This window comes from Kitasatospora sp. NPDC002551 (assembly GCF_040296005.1).
Lineage (GTDB): Bacteria > Actinomycetota > Actinomycetes > Streptomycetales > Streptomycetaceae > Kitasatospora.
Genome location: NZ_JBEOWI010000001.1, coordinates 360,228 through 377,117, shown reverse-complemented (window position 1 = coordinate 377,117; position 16,890 = coordinate 360,228). Strand labels below are relative to the sequence as shown.

Genomic DNA, 16,890 nt, shown 5'->3' with positions numbered 1-16,890 from the left:
CCCCCGCTCGGTAGACTGGCGCCGACCGCACAACCCCCGCCACCCGGGGGTGCGGGGGCCGATCGCCCCCGAAGACGACACAAGTCGAGGAGCGCACGTGGGCCTTGTCGTGCAGAAGTACGGCGGCTCATCCGTTGCGGATGCCGAGGGCATCAAGCGCGTGGCCCGTCGAATCGTTGATGCCAAGAAGGCCGGCCATGAGGTCGTCGTCGTGGTGTCCGCGATGGGCGACACGACGGACGAGCTCATCGAACTCGCGGAGCAGGTGTCACCTCTCCCCGCCGGCCGCGAGTTCGACATGCTGCTGACCGCTGGAGAGCGCATCTCCATGGCGCTGCTGGCCATGGCGATCAAATCCCTGGGCCACGAGGCGCAGTCGTTCACAGGCAGCCAGGCCGGTGTCATCACCGACTCCGTCCACAACAAGGCGCGCATCATCGACGTGACGCCCGGCCGCATCCGCACCGCCCTGGACGAGGGCAACATCGCGATCGTGGCCGGCTTCCAGGGTGTCTCGCAGTCGAGCAAGGACATCACCACGCTCGGCCGCGGCGGCTCGGACACCACCGCGGTCGCCCTCGCCGCCGCCCTCAAGGCGGAGGTCTGCGAGATCTACACCGACGTGGACGGCGTCTTCACCGCCGATCCGCGCGTGGTGAAGAAGGCCCGCAAGATCGACTGGATCGCCTACGAGGACATGCTGGAGCTGGCCTCGTCCGGTTCCAAGGTGCTGCTCGACCGCTGTGTGGAGTACGCGCGCCGCTACAACATCCCGATTCACGTACGCTCGTCCTTCTCGGGCCTCCCCGGGACGATCGTCAGCAACGACAACCCGAACCAGCCCGAAGGGGGCGAGATGGAGCAGGCCATCATCTCCGGAGTCGCCCATGACACGTCCGAGGCGAAGGTCACGGTCGTCGGCGTGCCCGACAAGCCGGGCGAGGCGGCGCGCATCTTCCGTGCCATCGCGGACGCCGAGATCAACATCGACATGGTCGTGCAGAACGTCTCGGCGGCCTCGACCGGCCTGACGGACATCTCCTTCACCCTGCCGAAGACCGAGGGCCAGAAGGCCATCGACGCGCTCGACCGGGTCAGGGACGGCATCGGCTACGAGTCGCTCCGCTACGACGACGCGATCGGCAAGATCTCGCTGGTCGGCGCGGGCATGCGCTCCAACCCGGGCGTCACCGCGACGTTCTTCGAGGCGCTCTCCGCGGCCGGCGTCAACATCGAGCTGATCTCCACCTCGGAGATCCGCATCTCGGTGGTCACCCGCGCCGAGGACGTCAACGCGGCCGTCCAGGCCGTCCACACCGCCTTCGGGCTGGACAGCGAGACGGACGAGGCCGTCGTCTACGGAGGCACCGGGCGATGACCCGGCGGCCGAACCTCGCCGTCGTCGGCGCCACCGGCGCGGTCGGCGAGGTGCTCCTCGGCCTGCTCTCCCTCCGCCAGGACATCTGGGGCGAGATCCGTCTCGTCGCCTCCCCGCGCTCGGCCGGCCGCAAGGCGGTCGTGCGCGGGGAGCCAGTCGAGGTGCTCCCGCTCACGGAAGAGGTCTTCGACGGGATCGACGTCGCGCTGTTCGACGTTCCCGAGGAGATCGCCGCCCGCTGGGCGCCGATCGCGGCCGCCAAGGGCGTCGTGGTGGTCGACAACTCCGGCGCGTTCCGCCTGGACGACGCCGTTCCGCTGGTGGTGCCCGAGGTCAACGCGGCGGCCGCCCGGATGCGCTCGCGCGGCATCGTGGCCAGCCCCGACTCCACCACGCTGACCATGCTCGCGGCGATCGGCGCGCTGCACGCCGAGTACGGGCTGGAATCGCTGGTCGTCGCCTCCTACCAGGCCGCCTCCGGGCTCGGCCGGGCCGGCGCGGACGCGCTGCGCACGCAGCTCGCCCAGGTGGCCGGCACCGACGTCGGCGAGCAGACCGGCGACCTGCGCGCGGTGATCGCCGACCACGGACCGTTCGCCGCCCCGCTCGCGCTCAACGCGGTGCCCTGGACCGGCGTGCTGACGGACGGCGGCTGGTCGTCCGAGGAGCGCACGGTGCGCGACGAGTCCCGCAAGATCCTCGGCCTGCCCCGGCTGAAGGTCTCCGCCACCTGCGTGCGGATCCCGGTGGTGCGCACCCACGCGCTCGCCGTGCACGCGGTGTTCGAGCGCGAGGTCACCCAGGAGCATGCCCGGGAGCTGCTGGCGGAGGCCCCCGGGGTGCTGCTGTACGACGACCCGGCGGCGGGGGAGTTCCCCACACCGAACGACGCGGTCGGGACGGACCCGGTGTGGGCCGGGCGGGTGCGGCGGGCGCTGGACGACCCGAACGCGCTGGACCTCTTCCTCTGCGGGGACAACCTGCGCCGCGGCGCGGCGCTGAACGCGCTTCGGATCGCGGAGCTGGTGGCCGCGGAGGGCGTGTTCTAGAGCCGGTGCCCGGGCCCGTCCCGGGGCGCTTTGCCTCGGGCCTTCCGGGGTGCGCTGCCTCGCGCTTCCGGGGCGCGTCGCAGGGTGGGGGCGGGGCCCGGGGGAGCTGTTTCGCGCGAGGTGTGAGGGCGGTGGCCCGGCTCTGCGCGGGATGTTCGCCGACTGCGCGAGGAATCCTCGCCGAATCCTCTGGAGGGGCCTTCGGCCGATGCGGGAGAATATCCGCCGGGCTGGGCAACCATGACAGGGGATCGAGTGTCCAACGGGCGTGGCGAACGTGATGGTGGGGGCAGGGGCGGGCATCTCGGCGGCAGCCGCGGTGACGTTCCCGTCGCGTGTCCAGTGGCCTGCGGATAGGCCGGAAGATAACCAGATGACGGCAGTCGCACCCGGCGCCGCGGATTCCGGCGCCGGTACCGCCGGTACCGCCGCCGGGACCAGCGAGGATCTGCTCACCGAGACCTATCAGGCGCACTACCGCTCCCTGCTGAGGCTGGCAGCCCTGCTCCTCGACGACCTGTCGAGCTGTGAGGACGTCGTCCAGGAGGCCTTCATCCGGGTGCACGCCGCCCGGCGGCGGGTGCGCGAACCGGAGAAGACGCTGGCCTACCTGCGGCAGACCGTGGTCAACCTGTCCCGCTCGACGCTGCGGCGCAGGATCCTCGGCCTGCGACTGCTGCAGAAGCCGATGCCTGACATGGCCAGTGCAGAGGAAGGCGCCTACGATGCGCTGGAGCGCGACCAGTTGAAGGTCGCGCTGCGGGGTCTGCAACGCCGTCAGCGGGAGGTTCTGGTGCTGCGCTACTTCGTGGACATGACGGAGGCGCAGGTGGCGGAGACGCTGGGCATCTCGCTGGGTTCGGTGAAGGCGTACGGCTCACGAGGGCTCGCCGCGCTGCGGGTCCAGATGGAGGCCGGGCATGGCTGAGAACGATCGCACGGGCGCCGGCGGAGGTGCTCCTGGTGGCGGGGGCGCTCCGCGTGATGGGGGTGCTCCGCATGGTGAGGGCGCTCCGCGTGCGGGGGAGGATCCCCAGGAGCGCGAGGAGCGGCTGGTCCGGGAGCTGATGCAGCGGGCCGTGGCCGACGTGCGGCCCGCGCCCGGCGGCCTGCAGCACATCCGGCGCGCGGTGCCGCGGCGGCGGGCCGTCCGGCGCGGGGCGTGGACGGGGGCCGCCGCCGTGGCCGCGGCCGCCACCTTCCTGCTGCCGGCCCTGCACACCGCGGACCACCTCGGCCTGTCCGGCGGCCCCGGTTCGCCCGGTACCGCGAGCGGGAGCGCCTCCGCGACCGTCGCGGGCACCGTTCCCGGGGGCGTCACCGGCTCGCCCGACCTGCCGGCGGCCGCCGTCACCGGGGTGCCGGTCGCGCCGGGCAGCCCGTCCGGCACCGTCGACGGCTCGCCGAGCGTCGGCCCCAGCACCACCCGCCCCGCGCCCGGCACCTTCGCGCCGTCCACCGCCACGACCACCGGCGGGACCAACGCCCCGGTGGCGGCGCTGTGCACGCGCTCGGACCTCGGGCAGGGCACCGCGCACATCGGTGCCGCGGACGCCGAGGGGCGGATCTACGGCTCCTTCACCGTGACCAACGTCTCCGGGCGCAGCTGCCAGCTGGGCGGTCCCGGTTCGGTCACCGTCACCGGTGTCGCGGCGGCGGACGCCGGACGGATCCGGATCGCCTTCCACACCGCCGGCGATCCGGCGACCGACCTGCCCGCACCCGGACCCTCGTCCGGTCCCGCGACGGGGAAGGACGCGGGGAGCGACGGAGCCGTCCTCGCGCCCCGGGCCGGGTACCGGGTGGACTTCGCCTGGATCCCGGACCCGACCGGCTGCTCCGTCCCCGGCGGGACGGCCTCGCCCAGCGCGTCCGCCGGCACCGGGCAGCCGGGCACGTCCGGCGGCGGTACGACGGGGGGCGGTGGTCCGGCCGGTCCCGGTGGTACGGCGAGCGGCGGCCCGGGGACGGGTCCGGGCGCGGTGCCGGGGGCGGGCGGTGGTGCCGGTACCGGTGGTGCCGTATCCGGCTCCGGCGCCGGCTCCGATGGTGAGGCGAGCGGCTCGGGAACGGGCGGGACCTCCGGCGGTGGCGCGGCGGGTTCGGGCGGTGGCGCGGCGGGAGGGCCCCAGACGGGTGGCCCGGCGACGGCGGCGGGCGGTACCGGCGAGGTGCCCGGGGCGGTCCCGGGAGCCGAGCCCACCGGGGAGCCGACGGCGGTGCCGCGGCCGACCACGACGACGACGGGCGCGCCCACCGGTGCGCCGAGCCCGTCGGCCACCCCGACGCCGGGCCCGAGCAAGCCCTCGGCGAGCGTCACGGTGGTGTACACCCCGGCGCCGGGCAACCCGGCCGCCGCGAGTGTCGTCCTGCCCGGTGCCTGTGCGGGCACGGTCTACCGGACGACGCCGCAGTTCCTCCCCACCGACGCCCCGGCGTCCGCCCCCAGCACCTCCCCGTCCTCGGCCGGGTGACCTGCGGCCGGGGGCCGCGCGGCGTGCTCGCGCACAGGAAGTCGGCGGGTCCGACTTCCTGCTCCGGAGCGGGGGCGGGCGGCGGCGGGCGGGGCGGTGGAATATGTAGACCGGTCTACTGAAGGTGGGCTTAGTAGGTAGACCGGTCGACATATTCAGTCCTGGACAGGGCGGGGCCAGAGCGTGGCGGGAGTAGGAAGTCGGCGGGTTCGACTTTCCACTCCGGTGGTTGGGTGCGGGGGAGGGGGCTATGCAGACCGGTCTGCATATTCGGGGCTGGGTCCGCTGGGTCGGCGGGGGTGGGGGTGCGCCGGGAGTGGGAAGTCGGCCGGTCCGACTTCCCACTCCAAGTGGCGTCCGCGACGGCCCGGCCCGAATCGGTAGACCGGTCTGCCGATTCCGTGGGGCGGGAGGAGTCGGTGGTGGGCGCGCGGGGGCCCTGGGGGCGGGCGGGGTGTGAAGAGTGGTTACCGTGGGGGGTGTGTACCGGTTCCTCCTCACCCCGCGCTGGCTGAGCGGCACCGCGCTGGCCGTGGCGGCCGTCGCGGTGTGCGTCTTGCTCGGCTCCTGGCAGCTCGGCCGGTTCGAGGACCGGGTCTCCTCGCACCAGGAGATCAGCCGGGCGGTGGCCGACGGCGGCGCCCCGCGGCCGCTCGACGAACTGCTCGCGGCCGATCGCCCGCAGGTCACCACCGACACGGTCGGCCGTGCCGTGACCATCACCGGCAGCTTCGACCAGGAGCACCAACTGCTCGTCCCCAACCGCGTGCTGGACGGCAGGCAGGGCTACTACGTGCTCACCCCGCTGCGCACCGCCGACGGCCGGACCGCCGCGGTCGTCCGCGGCTGGGCCGCCGGTGCGCCCCCGGCGGGCGGGGCCGCCGCCGGCAGCCCCGTGGCGGCCGCGCCGACCGGTGAGGTGACCGTGACCGGTCGCCTCCAGGCCGGCGAGACCAGCGGCAGCGGCGGCGCCGTGGCCGGCGGCCTCCCGGACGGGCAGCTCGGCACGATCAACCGGGCCGCCCTCGTCAACAAGCTCGCGCTGGACGGCTGGTACGACGGCTGGGTCGCCGCCGACGCCGCGCCGGACGGCCTCACCCCCGTGCCGACCGTGCAGCCGCAGGGCGGCGACGGCCTCTCCCTGCGCGCGTTCCAGAACCTCGGCTACACGCTGGAGTGGTTCGTCTTCGGCGGCTTCGTGGTGTTCATGTGGTTCCGCCTGCTGCGCCGCGAGGCGGAGGCGGAGCAGGACCGGGCCCTCGGGCTGGACCCGGTCCTGGACTGACGGCGCCGGACCGGCGGCGGCCCGCCGATCAGCGGGTCGGCTTCACCGGCGGCACGGCCGGCTTGGCCGGAACGGTCGGCTTGGTCGGGACGACCGGCGCGGACGGTGCCGGCGCGGCGGGCGACGGCGCACCGGCCGACGGCGCACCGCCCGACGGCGCACCGCCCGATGGCGCACCGGCCGACGGCGCGCCGGACAGCGACGCGCTGGGCGACGGCGAGACCGTCGGCGGCGGGTAGTCGCACCTGCGGCTGCTGTTGCTGCCGTTGCTGCCGTTGCGGTCCGAGTTGTACGTGTCGCTGTGGTGCCGCGTCGTACGGCCGCTCTTCGAGCCCTTGGACCCCTTGGATCCCGAGGACCCCTTCGACCCGCTCGACCCCCCGCCCGACTTGGCGAGCACGACCACGTCGCCGTCCGCCACCGTGGTGCGGAACGCCGCCTTCACCACCGTGGAGGTGGCCGTCGGCGCCGATGACGGCGACACCGACACCGACGGCGGCACCGACACCGACACCGACACCGACGGCGACGCCGTCACCGAAGGCGAGGAGGCCGGCGGGCAGGCCGCGCTCCCCCCGCCGTCGTCGTCGTCCTGACCCGAGCAGCCGGTGAGCACCAGCACCCCGGCCACCCCGGCCCCCACGATCGTCAACAGGCGTCTCACCCGTACCCCCCGTACCGACTGCTCGACTACTCCGTGTCCGCCTGATTCTCGCCCACCGCCGCGCCGCCGAGGTGCCGGCGGACGAAGTCGATCTCCAGCCGCAGCTGCTTGATCCGCTCGTCCACGACCAGCGACCCGTGTCCGGCGTCGTACCGGTACATCTCGTGCGGCTTGCCGAGCCGCTCCAGCCGCTCGACGTAGTTGTCGATCTGCCGGATCGGGCACCGCGGGTCGTTCACCCCGGCGCTGATGTACACCGGCACCCGCACCCGCTCGACGTACGTCAGCGGCGAGGACGCCGTCCAGCGCTCGGGCACCTCCTCGGGCGTGCCGCCGAACAGCGTGCGGTCGATCGCCTTCAGCGCCTCCATCTCGTCGTCGTACGCCGTCAGGTAGTCCGCGACGGGCACGGCGGCGACGCCGAGGCTCCACAGCTCCGGCTGCGTCCCGAGCCCGAGCAGCGTCAGGTAGCCGCCCCAGGAGCCGCCGGATAGCACCAGCCGCTCCGGATCGGCCAGCCCGCTCGCCACCGCCCACGCGCGCACGGCGGCGATGTCCTCCAGCTCGATCAGCCCGACCCGCTCGCGCAGCGCGTCCGTCCAGGCCTGGCCGTAGCCGGTGGAGCCGCGGTAGTTGACCCTGACCACCGCGTAGCCGTGGTCCAGCCAGGCGGCCGGTCCGGCGGCGAAGGAGTCGCTGTCGTGGTGGGTCGGGCCGCCGTGGACCTCGAACACGGTCGGGAACGGCCCGTCGCCCGCCCCGGCGGGCCGCTGGACCAGCGCGTGCACCCGCCCGCCGGGCCCGTCCACCCACACGTCCTCGACCGGCACCGAGCCGGGCGGGACGGCGCCGGGCGCGCGCAGCACCACGGTGCCGGCGGTGGACCGCACGGCGGACGGCTCGGCGGCGGAGGACCAGAGGAACTCCACGGTGCCGTCCGGCCGCGGGGTCGCGCCGCCGACGGTGCCGCGCGGGGTGTCCAGGCGGGTGAGCACGTGCTCGTCCAGGGAGTACGAGAACAGCTCGCTGCGCGCCTCGTACTCGTGCTCGATCAGCAGGGTGCGGGCGTCGGGCCGCCACTGGGCGGAGAGGTCGCCGGGCAGCTCGCGGCCCTGCTCGTCGCGGAGCACCAGCGCGGTCTCCTCGCCGGTCTCGACGTCCCAGATCATCGGCTCCCAGCGGCCGGTGCGCTGGTGGGCGACCAGCAGCCGGGTGTCGCCGTCGAGCGGCGCGAAGCCCAGGCAGGCCACCCCGCGCGGCTCGTCGCTGCCGGTGACCTCGTCCAGCTCGGCGACGGTGACGACCTCGGCGGCGCCATCGTTGCCGTCTCCACCGGTGCCGTCGCCACCGCCCGCCGGCAGCCGCACGACGCGGATCGCGCCGTGCATGGCGTCACCGTGCTCGGTGTGGTCGATGGCCAGCAGCGTCCCGTCGTGGCTGAGGTCACCGACGCCGCCGTACTCGGCGTGCCGGTAGATCTCGACGGCCTCGGCCGCGCCGGGGCGGCGCAGGTGCAGGGTGGTGCCGCCGTCGTCGGTGGAGCGGCCGACCACCACGGTGCCGTCCCGGCCCAGGGCCAGGCCCGCCTCGTAGGACGGGGCGAGTCCGGGGACGGCCTCCTCGTCCGGGCCCTCGGCGCCCTCGGGCCGGCCGGTGAAGGGCTGGCGGCGCCAGATGCCGAACTCGTCGCCGTCGCTGTCGTCGAACCACCAGATCCAGGCGCCGTCGGGGGACAGCTCGGCGTCGGTGGTGCCGTTGGGGCGGTCGGTGACCTGCCGGTGGGTGTCGGTGGCGCGGTCCCACGCGTAGACCTCGTAGGCGCCGCTGGCGTTGGACACGTACAGCGCCCGGTCGGGGGCGTCCTCCGCCCAGTCCGGCAGGGAGACCCGTGCCGCCCTGAACCGCTGCTCCCACGCCGGTACGGCGCTCTTCTCCTCGCTCATCCACCCATCCAACCCGATCGGGGGGAGGAAACGGAACGGGAGGGCGGAACCCGAAGGGGAGGGGAGGAACACACCGCGGCCCTCCCCTCCCCCGCCCCTCCCCTCCCGCCCGGGGGCTCACCCCGTCCGGCGGGGCAGCAGCTGGACCAGGCCCGCCAGCAGCACCTCCAGCACCGCCAGCGCCGCGAGGCTGCGCCCGAACGCGCCGGCCGGGTCGTCGGCGGCGTAGTAGAGGATGCCGATCAGCGCGACCCCGAGCGCCCCGGCCACCTGCTGCACGGTGGCCACCAGACCCGCCGCCGAGCCGGCCAGCCGCGGTGCCACGCCCGCCAGCACCACCGACGTCACCGGGGCGACCACCAGGCCCATCCCCAGCCCGTCCACGAACAGGCCGGGCGCCAGCCACCAGACGCTGCCGGTGGAACCGGCGGTGTGCACCGCGAGGCCGAGCAGGCCCAGACCGGCGGTCATCAGCAGCCCGCCGAGCGCGATCGTCTGCCGGCCCAGCCGGGCGGCGACGCGGTGCGCGGTGGTGGAGGTCACCAGGTAGCCGAGGCCGATCGCGGTGAAGACCAGGCCCGCGCCGAGCGCGTCCAGGCCGCGGCCGGGCTGCAGGTAGAGGGCGAGCACCAGGAAGAACGAGGCCTGGCCGAGCCAGAAGGCCAGCTGGGCGAGCAGGCCGGTGGTGAACGCCCGGTCGGCGAACAGCCGGGTGTCGACCAGCGGCGAGCCGCCCGTCCGCCCGCCGCGGTGCTGGTGGACGGCGAACAGGACGAGCAGCGCCGCCGCGCCGCCCAGGCAGAGCCAGGTCCACGGCGGCCAGCCGGCCTCCGGGCCCTGGATCAGCGGCAGCACCAGCCCGGTCAGCGCGACGGTGACCAGTGCGACGCCCACCGGGTCCAGGCCCGGGCGGTGCGGGGCGCGGGACTCGGGCAGGCAGCGCCGCACCAGCGCCAGCGCGGCGAGGCCGACCGGCAGGTTGAGCAGGAAGCAGCTGCGCCAGTCCAGGCCGAACAGGTCGGCGCGGATCAGGACCCCGCCGATCAGCTGCCCGAAGACGGCGCCGAGGCCCATGGTCAGCCCGTACATCGCGAACGCCCGGGCCTGCGCCGCGCCGCTGTACGCCGTCCGCAGGATCGCCAGCACCTGCGGGCCCATCAGCGCCGCCGCCAGCCCCTGGGCGATCCGGGCGACGACCAGCGTGCCCGCCGTCGGGGCCAGGCCGCAGGCCGCCGAGGCCAGGGTGAAGAAGGCCAGGCCGAGCCCGAACGTCCGGCGCCGGCCGTAGCGGTCGCCGAGCCGGCCGGCGGTGATCAGCCCGGCGGCGAGGGCGAGGCCGAAGCCGGCGACCACCCACTGGACGGCGGCGGGCCCGGCTCTCAGATCGGTCTGGAGGGAGGGTATGGCGACGTTGACGACGAAGACGTCGAGGGCGGTCATGAAGGTCGCGGTCAGCAGGACCGGCAGCAGACCGCGCGGGGCGGTGGCGCCGGCGGTGGTCGCGGAGGCGGTCGGGCGGGCGGTGAGCGTGCCGGACAACGCTTCTTCCCTCCTGGGGTGTCGGGGACGGGGCGGGCGGTGGGGCGCCCGCCCGGCGGTCGATGGGTCGGCAGGACGGCTCAGGCGCTCGGGACGCGGTCGAGGAAGCCGTACACCGAGGCGATCCGCCCCGCCGCGTCGGCGACCAGCACGTCGAAGCCGATGACCAGCGGCTCCTCGCCGGCCGGGCCGAGGTTCCACGTGAAACGTGCGATGTCGTGGTGGGCGTCGACCGGGCCGAGGGTGAACACCAGCCCGGGGAACTGCGCCTGCGCGGCGCCGATCAGGGCGTCGACGCCCGCGCGGCCGGTGACGGCGGCCAGCGGGTCGGTGTAGCTGCCGTCCTCGGCCCAGGCGTCGTCGACCAGCTTGCGGCGGGCGGCCGGGTCGGTCTCGTTCCAGGCGGCCAGGTAGCGGGCGGCGAGCTGCCGGAGGTCGGTCGACTGGGTGGCGGTCATCGTCTTCTCCCTTGTCCTGCTGGGTGGTTGAGCGGGTCGTTCCCGCTGGTCGAAAAGGTACGGACGGCGGCCGGCGGGCGAATCCGTCACGGATGGGTAGGGCGTACGTACGTCGCCGCCAGTAGGGTCGGGGCAGCGGGAGGGAGACCGGGGTGCTGTACGGGCGGGAACGGGAGCGGGCCGCCGTCGACGCGCTGCTCGACGGGGCGCGGGACGGTCGCAGCGGCGTCCTGGTGCTGCGCGGCGAGCCGGGGATCGGCAAGACGGCGCTGCTGGAGTACGCGGTGTCGGCGGCCGGGGACGGCGTCCGGGTGATCAGGGCGACCGGGGTCGAGTACGAGGCCGAACTCCCCTTCGCGGGGCTGAGCCTGCTGCTGGCCTCCGGTCTGGACCGGCTGGACGCGCTGCCCGGGCCGCAACGGCGGTCGCTGGAGGGCGCGTTCGGGCTCGGGGAAGCGCCCGGTGGCGCGGACCGGCTGCTCACCGGACTGGCCGTGCTCGGCCTGCTCGCCGAACTCGCCTCCGACCGGCCGCTGTTGTGCGTCGTCGACGACGTCCACTGGCTCGACCGTTCCTCGCTGGACGCGCTGCTGATCGCGGCCCGCCGGCTCCAGGCCGAGGGCGTCGCCCTGCTGCTCGCCGCCCGGGACGCGGGCGCCGGCGCGGAGCCGCTGCCGCTCGCGGGACTCCCGGAGCTTCGGCTGACCGGGCTCGCCGAGCCGGACGCCGTCCGCCTGCTCGACGACCGGCTGCTCGGCGGCCGATCGCTCGGCGTCCGCCTGCCCGCCGTCCGGCTGCCCGCCGTCCGGCTGCCCGATGCCCGTCTGCCCGATGTCCGCCTGCCCGACGACCGCGCGGGCGCGGCGCTCACCGGACCGGCCCGCCGGCGGCTGCTCGACGAGGCGGCCGGAAATCCGCTCGCCCTCGTCGAACTCCCCCTGGCCGAAACGGAGTCCGGGAGCGGCGGACTCGCCCTGACCAGCCGGCTGCAGATCGCCTTCCACGGCCAGGTCACCGGCCTGCCGCCGGCGACCCAGACCCTGCTCCTGGTCGCCGCCGCCGAGGAGAACGGCGAGGCGGACGTCGTGCTGGCCGCCGCGACGGCCCTCGGCGTGGCCGCCGGGGCGGCGCTGGAGCCCGCCGAACAGGCCGGGCTGGTGGCCGTCGGCGCCGACCGGCGGCTCGCCTTCCGGCACCCGCTGCTGCGCGCCGCCCTCCTCCAACGGGCGCCCCTGCAGCAGCGGTTGGCCGTCCACCGGGCGATCGGCGAGGCCCTGGAGGACGGCGACCGGCGCACCTGGCACCTCGCGCTCGCCGCCACCGCGCCCGACGCCGGCCTCGCCGACGCGCTGGAGCGCACCGCGCAACGGGCCGAGGCGCGCGGCGCCCACGGCGGCGCGGCGGCCGCGTACGAGCGCGCCGCCGGGCTCACCCCGGACCGCGACGGCGCCACCCGCCGACTGGTGCTCGCCGCCGAAGCGGCCACCGAGGAGGGCAAGTTGGCGCAGGCCGAGGCGCTCGCCGAGCGGGCCGGGGCGCGCACCGACGACGTCTTCGCGCACGCCCTGCTCGACCAGGTCCGGGCGGTCGCCCACTTCTGGCGCGGCGCCTACCCGGCCGCGTACCGGCTGCTGCTGGACGCCGCCGCCACCGACATCGAGCCCGCGCACGCGGCGCGGATGCTGCTCCAGGCCTTCCACGCCGCCTGGTACGTCGGCGAGGAGCCGGTGGCGACCGTGCTCGACCGGCTGGCCGTCCTCCCGCTCGGCCCCGACGAGCCGCTCGCCCCGCTGGCCCGGGCCCTGCCGGCCGCCGTGCTGCCCGCGCTGGGGCGTCCCGCCGGGCCCGCGCCCGACGTGCGGAGGACCGCCGAGGCGGCGCGGAAGGCGGGGGCGGAGAGCCCGGTCGACCTGGTGCAGCTGTGCGGCGCGGCGCTCGTCCTCGGGCGGGACCACGAGACGCTGGAACTGGCCGCGGAACTCGCCGCCGAGGCACGGGCCAAGGGGACGGTCGGGGTGCTCCCCACGCTCCAGTTCTTCCTGGCCGAGGCCGAGCTGTTCCACGGACGGCACCGGGACGCCGAGGTCACGGCGACGGAGGGGTTCGCGCTCGCCCGGGACACCGGGCAGCACCAGTGGACCAGCCAACTCGCGGCCATCCTGGCCTGCTTGGCCGCCCTCGGCGGGGCGGAGGAACGGTGCGCGGAACTCGCCGCCGAGGCGCTCGCCCCAGGTTCGTCCGCGCCGGCCGCCGGCGCGCCGTGGGCGCAGTGGGCACTCGCCCTGCTGGACCTCGGCCGGGGCCGCGCGGCCGCCGCCGCCGACCGGCTGCACACGCTCACCACCGGGCCCTACCGGCACCACGTGGGCGCGACCCGGGCGGTGCCCGACCTCGTCGAGGCGGCCGTCCGGCTGGGCGAGCCGCGGCGGGCGGCCGGGCCGTACGAGCGCTTCGCACGCTGGGCGGCCGCGGCGGGCACGCCCTGGGCGCAGGCGCTGCGGCTGCGCTGCCGGGCGCTGCTGGGCCCCGACGAGTCGGCCGAGTCCGCGTACCGGGCGGCCCTCGACCTGCACGAGGGCACCCACCGCCCGTTCGAGCAGGCACGGACGGCGCTGCTGTACGGCGAGTGGCTGCGGCGCGAGCGCCGGCGTACGGACGCCCGGCCGCACCTCACCGCCGCCCTGGAGACCTTCGAACGGCTCGGCGCCGCGCCGTGGGCGGACCGCGCCCGCACCGAACTGACCGCCACCGGCACCGCCGCCCCGACCGCTCCGGCAGGGGCGCTCACGGTCCTCACCCCCCAGGAACTGCAGATCGCCCGGCTGGCCGCGCAGGGGCTCAGCAACCGGGACATCGCGGCCCAGCTGTTCCTCAGCCCGCGCACGGTGGGCCACCACCTCTACAAGGCCTACCCGAAGCTGGGGATCACCTCGCGAACGGAACTGGTGGCGCTCTTCTGAGCCGCGAGAGCCCCGGTCATTCCGCCGACTCGGCACCTCCCCGCGCCGGTTCGGCGCGGCAATGGTCCACCTCCTCGGTCACGTGCTCCATGAACCAGCGCATGATCTCGTACGGGACGACGCGTCCGTCGTGGCTGTGGAGGCGGCCGGTCGGCTCCAGGTCCGGGTCCTCGTCGGGCGCCAGGGCGATGACGAACGCGGTCCCCGGCCGATGGGTCCGGGCGTGTCTCCTCCTCCGCCGTTCGGCGGGGCGCCGCGGAGGAGGAAGGGGAGGTGGATGCCGTGGCCGCGCAGCCGGACCGCCTGGCGGATCACTCCTCGCGTTCGGCGTCCCGGGCGGCCAGGTGGTGCCGGCACTGCTCCAGCAGCCCGCGCATGGACTCGCTGATCAGGACGAAGAGTTCGGCGGACGAGGCGAAGCGGGCGCCCGCCGGGGTCTGCTTCCCGAGGACGTCGGCTCCCTGGCGGGCCATACCGGCCAGGGTCGCGTTCATCTCCGCGGCGCCGAGGATGGACCGGAGCCAGATCTCGTCGTCGGTGACGTAGCGCTCGCGGCGCTCGCCGGGGAGGCGTTCGCGCCTGATCAGGCCCTGCTGTTCGAGGAAGCCCACGGCGTGGGAGACGGACGCGGCGCTGACGCGCAGGCGCTGGACCAGGTCGGCGGCGGTGAGGGCGCCGGCGTCGGTGGTGAAGACGGCGGCCAGCACCCTCGCCTCCATCCGGGGAAGCCCCGACTGCGCGATCAGCGCGGTGAAGGCCTCCGTGAAGCCCTGTACCGCCTCCGGATCCCGCCCGTACCCGCTGTCGGACACCGCCGGTACCTCGGGCCGGTCCTTCCTCGCCCGCCGCGCCCGCGTCTGCGTGGCCTCGGCGGCCCGTTCCGCCCGGTAGTCCTCCGGCCCGCCGTTGCGGGTCACCTCGCGCATGATCGTCGAGGCGGGCCGCTCCAGGCGCCGCCCGATCTCGGCGTAGCCCAGCCCCTCGGCCAGCCCTGCGGCTATGCGCTGACGGTCCTCACTGGTGAGCCTGCCTCCGGGCATCGGTCCTCGTCCTCCGTCTGTCGACACGTGGTGCGAGTATGCATTCACTCGGAACTCATTGCAACGGCGGCCTGATCGATCATTGCGTTCAGCTTCATATTCATTGCAATGACTTCCAAGTATCCCTTGCTATGAAGGGGCATTGCGAGCCTCTTTGCGCGTTGACGAATCTCTGAACGCAATGTAGCTTCGTCGTTGTTCAGAGGTTCTCGAACAGCAATGAGTGGGGAGACTCATGATGGACAGGAACAGCCTGCGCAAGGTCCGCATCATCCTGGAGCGCCACGTCGAGTCCGGGAAGGTCCCCGGCGTCGTCGCCCTCCTCGCCCGTGATGGCGAGACCCACGTCGAGGCGGTCGGCACCATGTCGCACGGCGGCGGCGCGCCGATGAGCCGGGACACCGTCTTCCGGATGGCCTCGACGTCCAAGCCGGTCACCGTCGCCGCCGCCATGGTCCTGCTCGACGAGTGCCGGCTGCGGCTGGACGACCCGGTCGAGACCTGGCTGCCCGAACTCGCCGACCGCCGGGTGCTGAAGCGGGTCGACGGTCCGCTCGACGACACCGTCCCCGCCCGCCGGCCGATCACCGTCCGGGACGTGCTGACCTCCACCTTCGGCCTCGGCATGGACATCACGGCGGTGGGTGCCCCGATCATGACCGCGATCATCGAGAACGGTCTGACGCCCGACCTCCCCCAGCCCATGCCCGAGCCGGACGAGTGGCTGCGCCGCCTCGGCACGCTGCCGCTGATGCACCAGCCCGGCGAGCGCTGGCAGTACCACGTCGCCAGCGACCTGCTCGGCGTGCTCGTCGCCCGGGTCACGGGGCAGCCGTTCGAGGACTTCCTCCGCGAGCGCGTCCTCGACCCGCTGGGCATGAAGGACACCGGCTTCCACGTGCCCGCCGAGAAGATCGACCGGCTGCCGCCCCTCTACGCCCCCGACCCGCAGACCGGGGAGTTCCACGTCTGGGACGAGCCGGCGGACGGGCGCTGGAGCAAGCCCCCGGCGTTCCCGGGCGCCGGCGGCGGACTGGTCTCCACCGTCGACGACTACCACGCCTACTTCCGGATGCTGCTGAACGGCGGCACGCACGGCGGCGAGCGCGTCCTCTCCCGCCCGGCCGTCCGGCTGATGACCACCAACCGCCTCACGGCCGAGCAGACCGCCACCCGCGAAGCCCTCGCCCGTGACCTCGTCCACCTCTCGTACGGCCAGGGGCAGCACGGGGGTTGGGGCTTCGGGATGGCCGTGCGCAGCTACCGCGGCGACTACGCGCCGATCGGCCAGTTCGGCTGGGACGGCGGCAGCGGCACCTCCACCTACGCCGACCCGGAGACCGGGATCACCGGCCTCCTGCTCACCCAGGTCGGGATGACCGTCCCGAACTCGGCCCGGCTGATCCACGACTTCTGGACCACCGCCTACCAGGCCCTCGACGCCTGACCGCGGGCCGACGACCCCACCCCACCACAGCGAAGGAACCCACCACCATGTCCCTCACCCTGACCGACCAGGACAAGACCACCCTGCGCACCGCCGCCTACGGCGCCGTCTCGCTGCTCGCCGCCGCCGACGCCACCGGCTCGCCCCACCGGATCGCCACCCACGGCTCCGTCGCCCTGGCCTCCGGCACCGGTCCGGTCGGCCACGTGCTCGCCGCGAACACCAAGGTGACGGCCCTCGACGGCAGGACCGTCGCCGAGCTCGCGGACCACGTCCTCCCGGCCCTGACCGCCGCCGCGACCCTGCTCCACGCCCAGGACCCGGCCGAGGCCGACAACTTCCGCGGCATCGTCAACGTGGCCCTGGCCACCGCCACGCAGGCCCGCAAGGGCGAGCCCACCCCCGTCATGGCCGACATCACCCGCCGGATCAACGAGGCCCTCACGATCGCGGCCTGACCGGCAGCACGGTCCAGTCCGGCTCCAGGGGCAGCAGACGACCGGTCAGCGAGCACACGTCGTCCCCGGGCACCGCGCGCCCGCGCAGGGCCGGCGACTGCTCGGCGGCGTACCGCCGGCGGGCGGCGGAGAACCGCCCCCGGCCCCCTCCGCCACCTCGCACCCGATCCACTTGCCCCACATGTGCGGCCGACC

General features: G+C 74.9%; 14 protein-coding genes. 10 read left to right on the top strand and 4 right to left on the bottom strand.

The genetic code is table 11. From position 1 onward, the window contains the following. The first annotated feature begins 97 nt into the window (after positions 1 to 97). From ABT093_RS01660 to ABT093_RS01630, 7 genes are all read left to right on the top strand, one after another. Positions 98 to 1,378, top strand: a complete 1,281-nt coding sequence (locus tag ABT093_RS01660) for an aspartate kinase (protein ID WP_350558745.1) — start codon at positions 98 to 100, stop codon at positions 1,376 to 1,378. Beyond that, the gene (locus ABT093_RS01655) at positions 1,375 to 2,427 is read left to right on the top strand and encodes an aspartate-semialdehyde dehydrogenase (RefSeq protein WP_350558742.1); all 1,053 of its coding nucleotides are present in this window, start codon (positions 1,375 to 1,377) and stop codon (positions 2,425 to 2,427) included. Before ABT093_RS01660 ends, ABT093_RS01655 begins: the two co-directional genes overlap by 4 nt. Positions 2,428 to 2,800: 373 nt before the next feature. After that, on the top strand, positions 2,801 to 3,355 hold the full coding sequence (locus ABT093_RS01650) for a SigE family RNA polymerase sigma factor (RefSeq protein ID WP_344345760.1): 555 nt from the start codon (positions 2,801 to 2,803) through the stop codon (positions 3,353 to 3,355). Beyond that, complete coding sequence (locus tag ABT093_RS01645) at positions 3,348 to 4,901, top strand: hypothetical protein (RefSeq protein WP_350558739.1); 1,554 nt, start codon at positions 3,348 to 3,350, stop codon at positions 4,899 to 4,901. Before ABT093_RS01650 ends, ABT093_RS01645 begins: the two co-directional genes overlap by 8 nt. A 481-nt stretch (positions 4,902 to 5,382) precedes the next feature. Further along, positions 5,383 to 6,186 carry an SURF1 family protein gene (locus ABT093_RS01640; RefSeq protein ID WP_350558736.1) on the top strand — a complete coding sequence of 268 codons (804 nt, stop codon included), beginning with the start codon at positions 5,383 to 5,385 and terminating at the stop codon, positions 6,184 to 6,186. Positions 6,187 to 6,266: 80 nt separating this feature from the next. Next, positions 6,267 to 6,425 carry a hypothetical protein gene (locus tag ABT093_RS01635; protein ID WP_350558733.1) on the top strand — a complete coding sequence of 53 codons (159 nt, stop codon included), beginning with the start codon at positions 6,267 to 6,269 and terminating at the stop codon, positions 6,423 to 6,425. A gap of 96 nt (positions 6,426 to 6,521) precedes the next feature. After that, entirely contained in the window at positions 6,522 to 6,782 is a 261-nt protein-coding gene (locus ABT093_RS01630; RefSeq protein WP_350558730.1) for a hypothetical protein, read from the top strand. Between the two features lie 94 nt (positions 6,783 to 6,876). Here ABT093_RS01630 and ABT093_RS01625 read toward each other — a convergent pair whose 3' ends face one another. The 3 genes from ABT093_RS01625 to ABT093_RS01615 form a co-directional block, all read right to left on the bottom strand. After that, entirely contained in the window at positions 6,877 to 8,793 is a 1,917-nt protein-coding gene (locus tag ABT093_RS01625; protein WP_350558727.1) for a S9 family peptidase, read from the bottom strand. A 117-nt stretch (positions 8,794 to 8,910) separates the two neighbouring features. Further along, complete coding sequence (locus ABT093_RS01620; RefSeq protein ID WP_350558724.1) at positions 8,911 to 10,332, bottom strand: MFS transporter; 1,422 nt, start codon at positions 10,330 to 10,332, stop codon at positions 8,911 to 8,913. Positions 10,333 to 10,412: 80 nt separating this feature from the next. Further along, the gene (locus ABT093_RS01615; protein WP_350558721.1) at positions 10,413 to 10,790 is read right to left on the bottom strand and encodes a nuclear transport factor 2 family protein; all 378 of its coding nucleotides are present in this window, start codon (positions 10,788 to 10,790) and stop codon (positions 10,413 to 10,415) included. 152 nt (positions 10,791 to 10,942) lie between these two features. On the opposite strand from ABT093_RS01615, the gene ABT093_RS01610 reads away from it, so the two are divergent. Further along, positions 10,943 to 13,750, top strand: a complete 2,808-nt coding sequence (locus ABT093_RS01610; RefSeq protein WP_350558718.1) for a helix-turn-helix transcriptional regulator — start codon at positions 10,943 to 10,945, stop codon at positions 13,748 to 13,750. Between the two features lie 311 nt (positions 13,751 to 14,061). Here the strand turns inward: ABT093_RS01610 and ABT093_RS01605 are convergent, their stop codons facing one another. Further along, complete coding sequence (locus tag ABT093_RS01605) at positions 14,062 to 14,790, bottom strand: GbsR/MarR family transcriptional regulator (RefSeq protein WP_350558715.1); 729 nt, start codon at positions 14,788 to 14,790, stop codon at positions 14,062 to 14,064. Positions 14,791 to 15,028: 238 nt separating this feature from the next. On the opposite strand from ABT093_RS01605, the gene ABT093_RS01600 reads away from it, so the two are divergent. Both ABT093_RS01600 and ABT093_RS01595 read left to right on the top strand, forming a co-directional pair. After that, positions 15,029 to 16,237, top strand: a complete 1,209-nt coding sequence (locus ABT093_RS01600; protein ID WP_350558712.1) for a serine hydrolase domain-containing protein — start codon at positions 15,029 to 15,031, stop codon at positions 16,235 to 16,237. A gap of 47 nt (positions 16,238 to 16,284) precedes the next feature. Beyond that, positions 16,285 to 16,695, top strand: coding sequence for a hypothetical protein (locus ABT093_RS01595; RefSeq protein ID WP_350558709.1), 411 nt, complete (start codon positions 16,285 to 16,287; stop codon positions 16,693 to 16,695). Positions 16,696 to 16,890 lie beyond the last annotated feature (195 nt).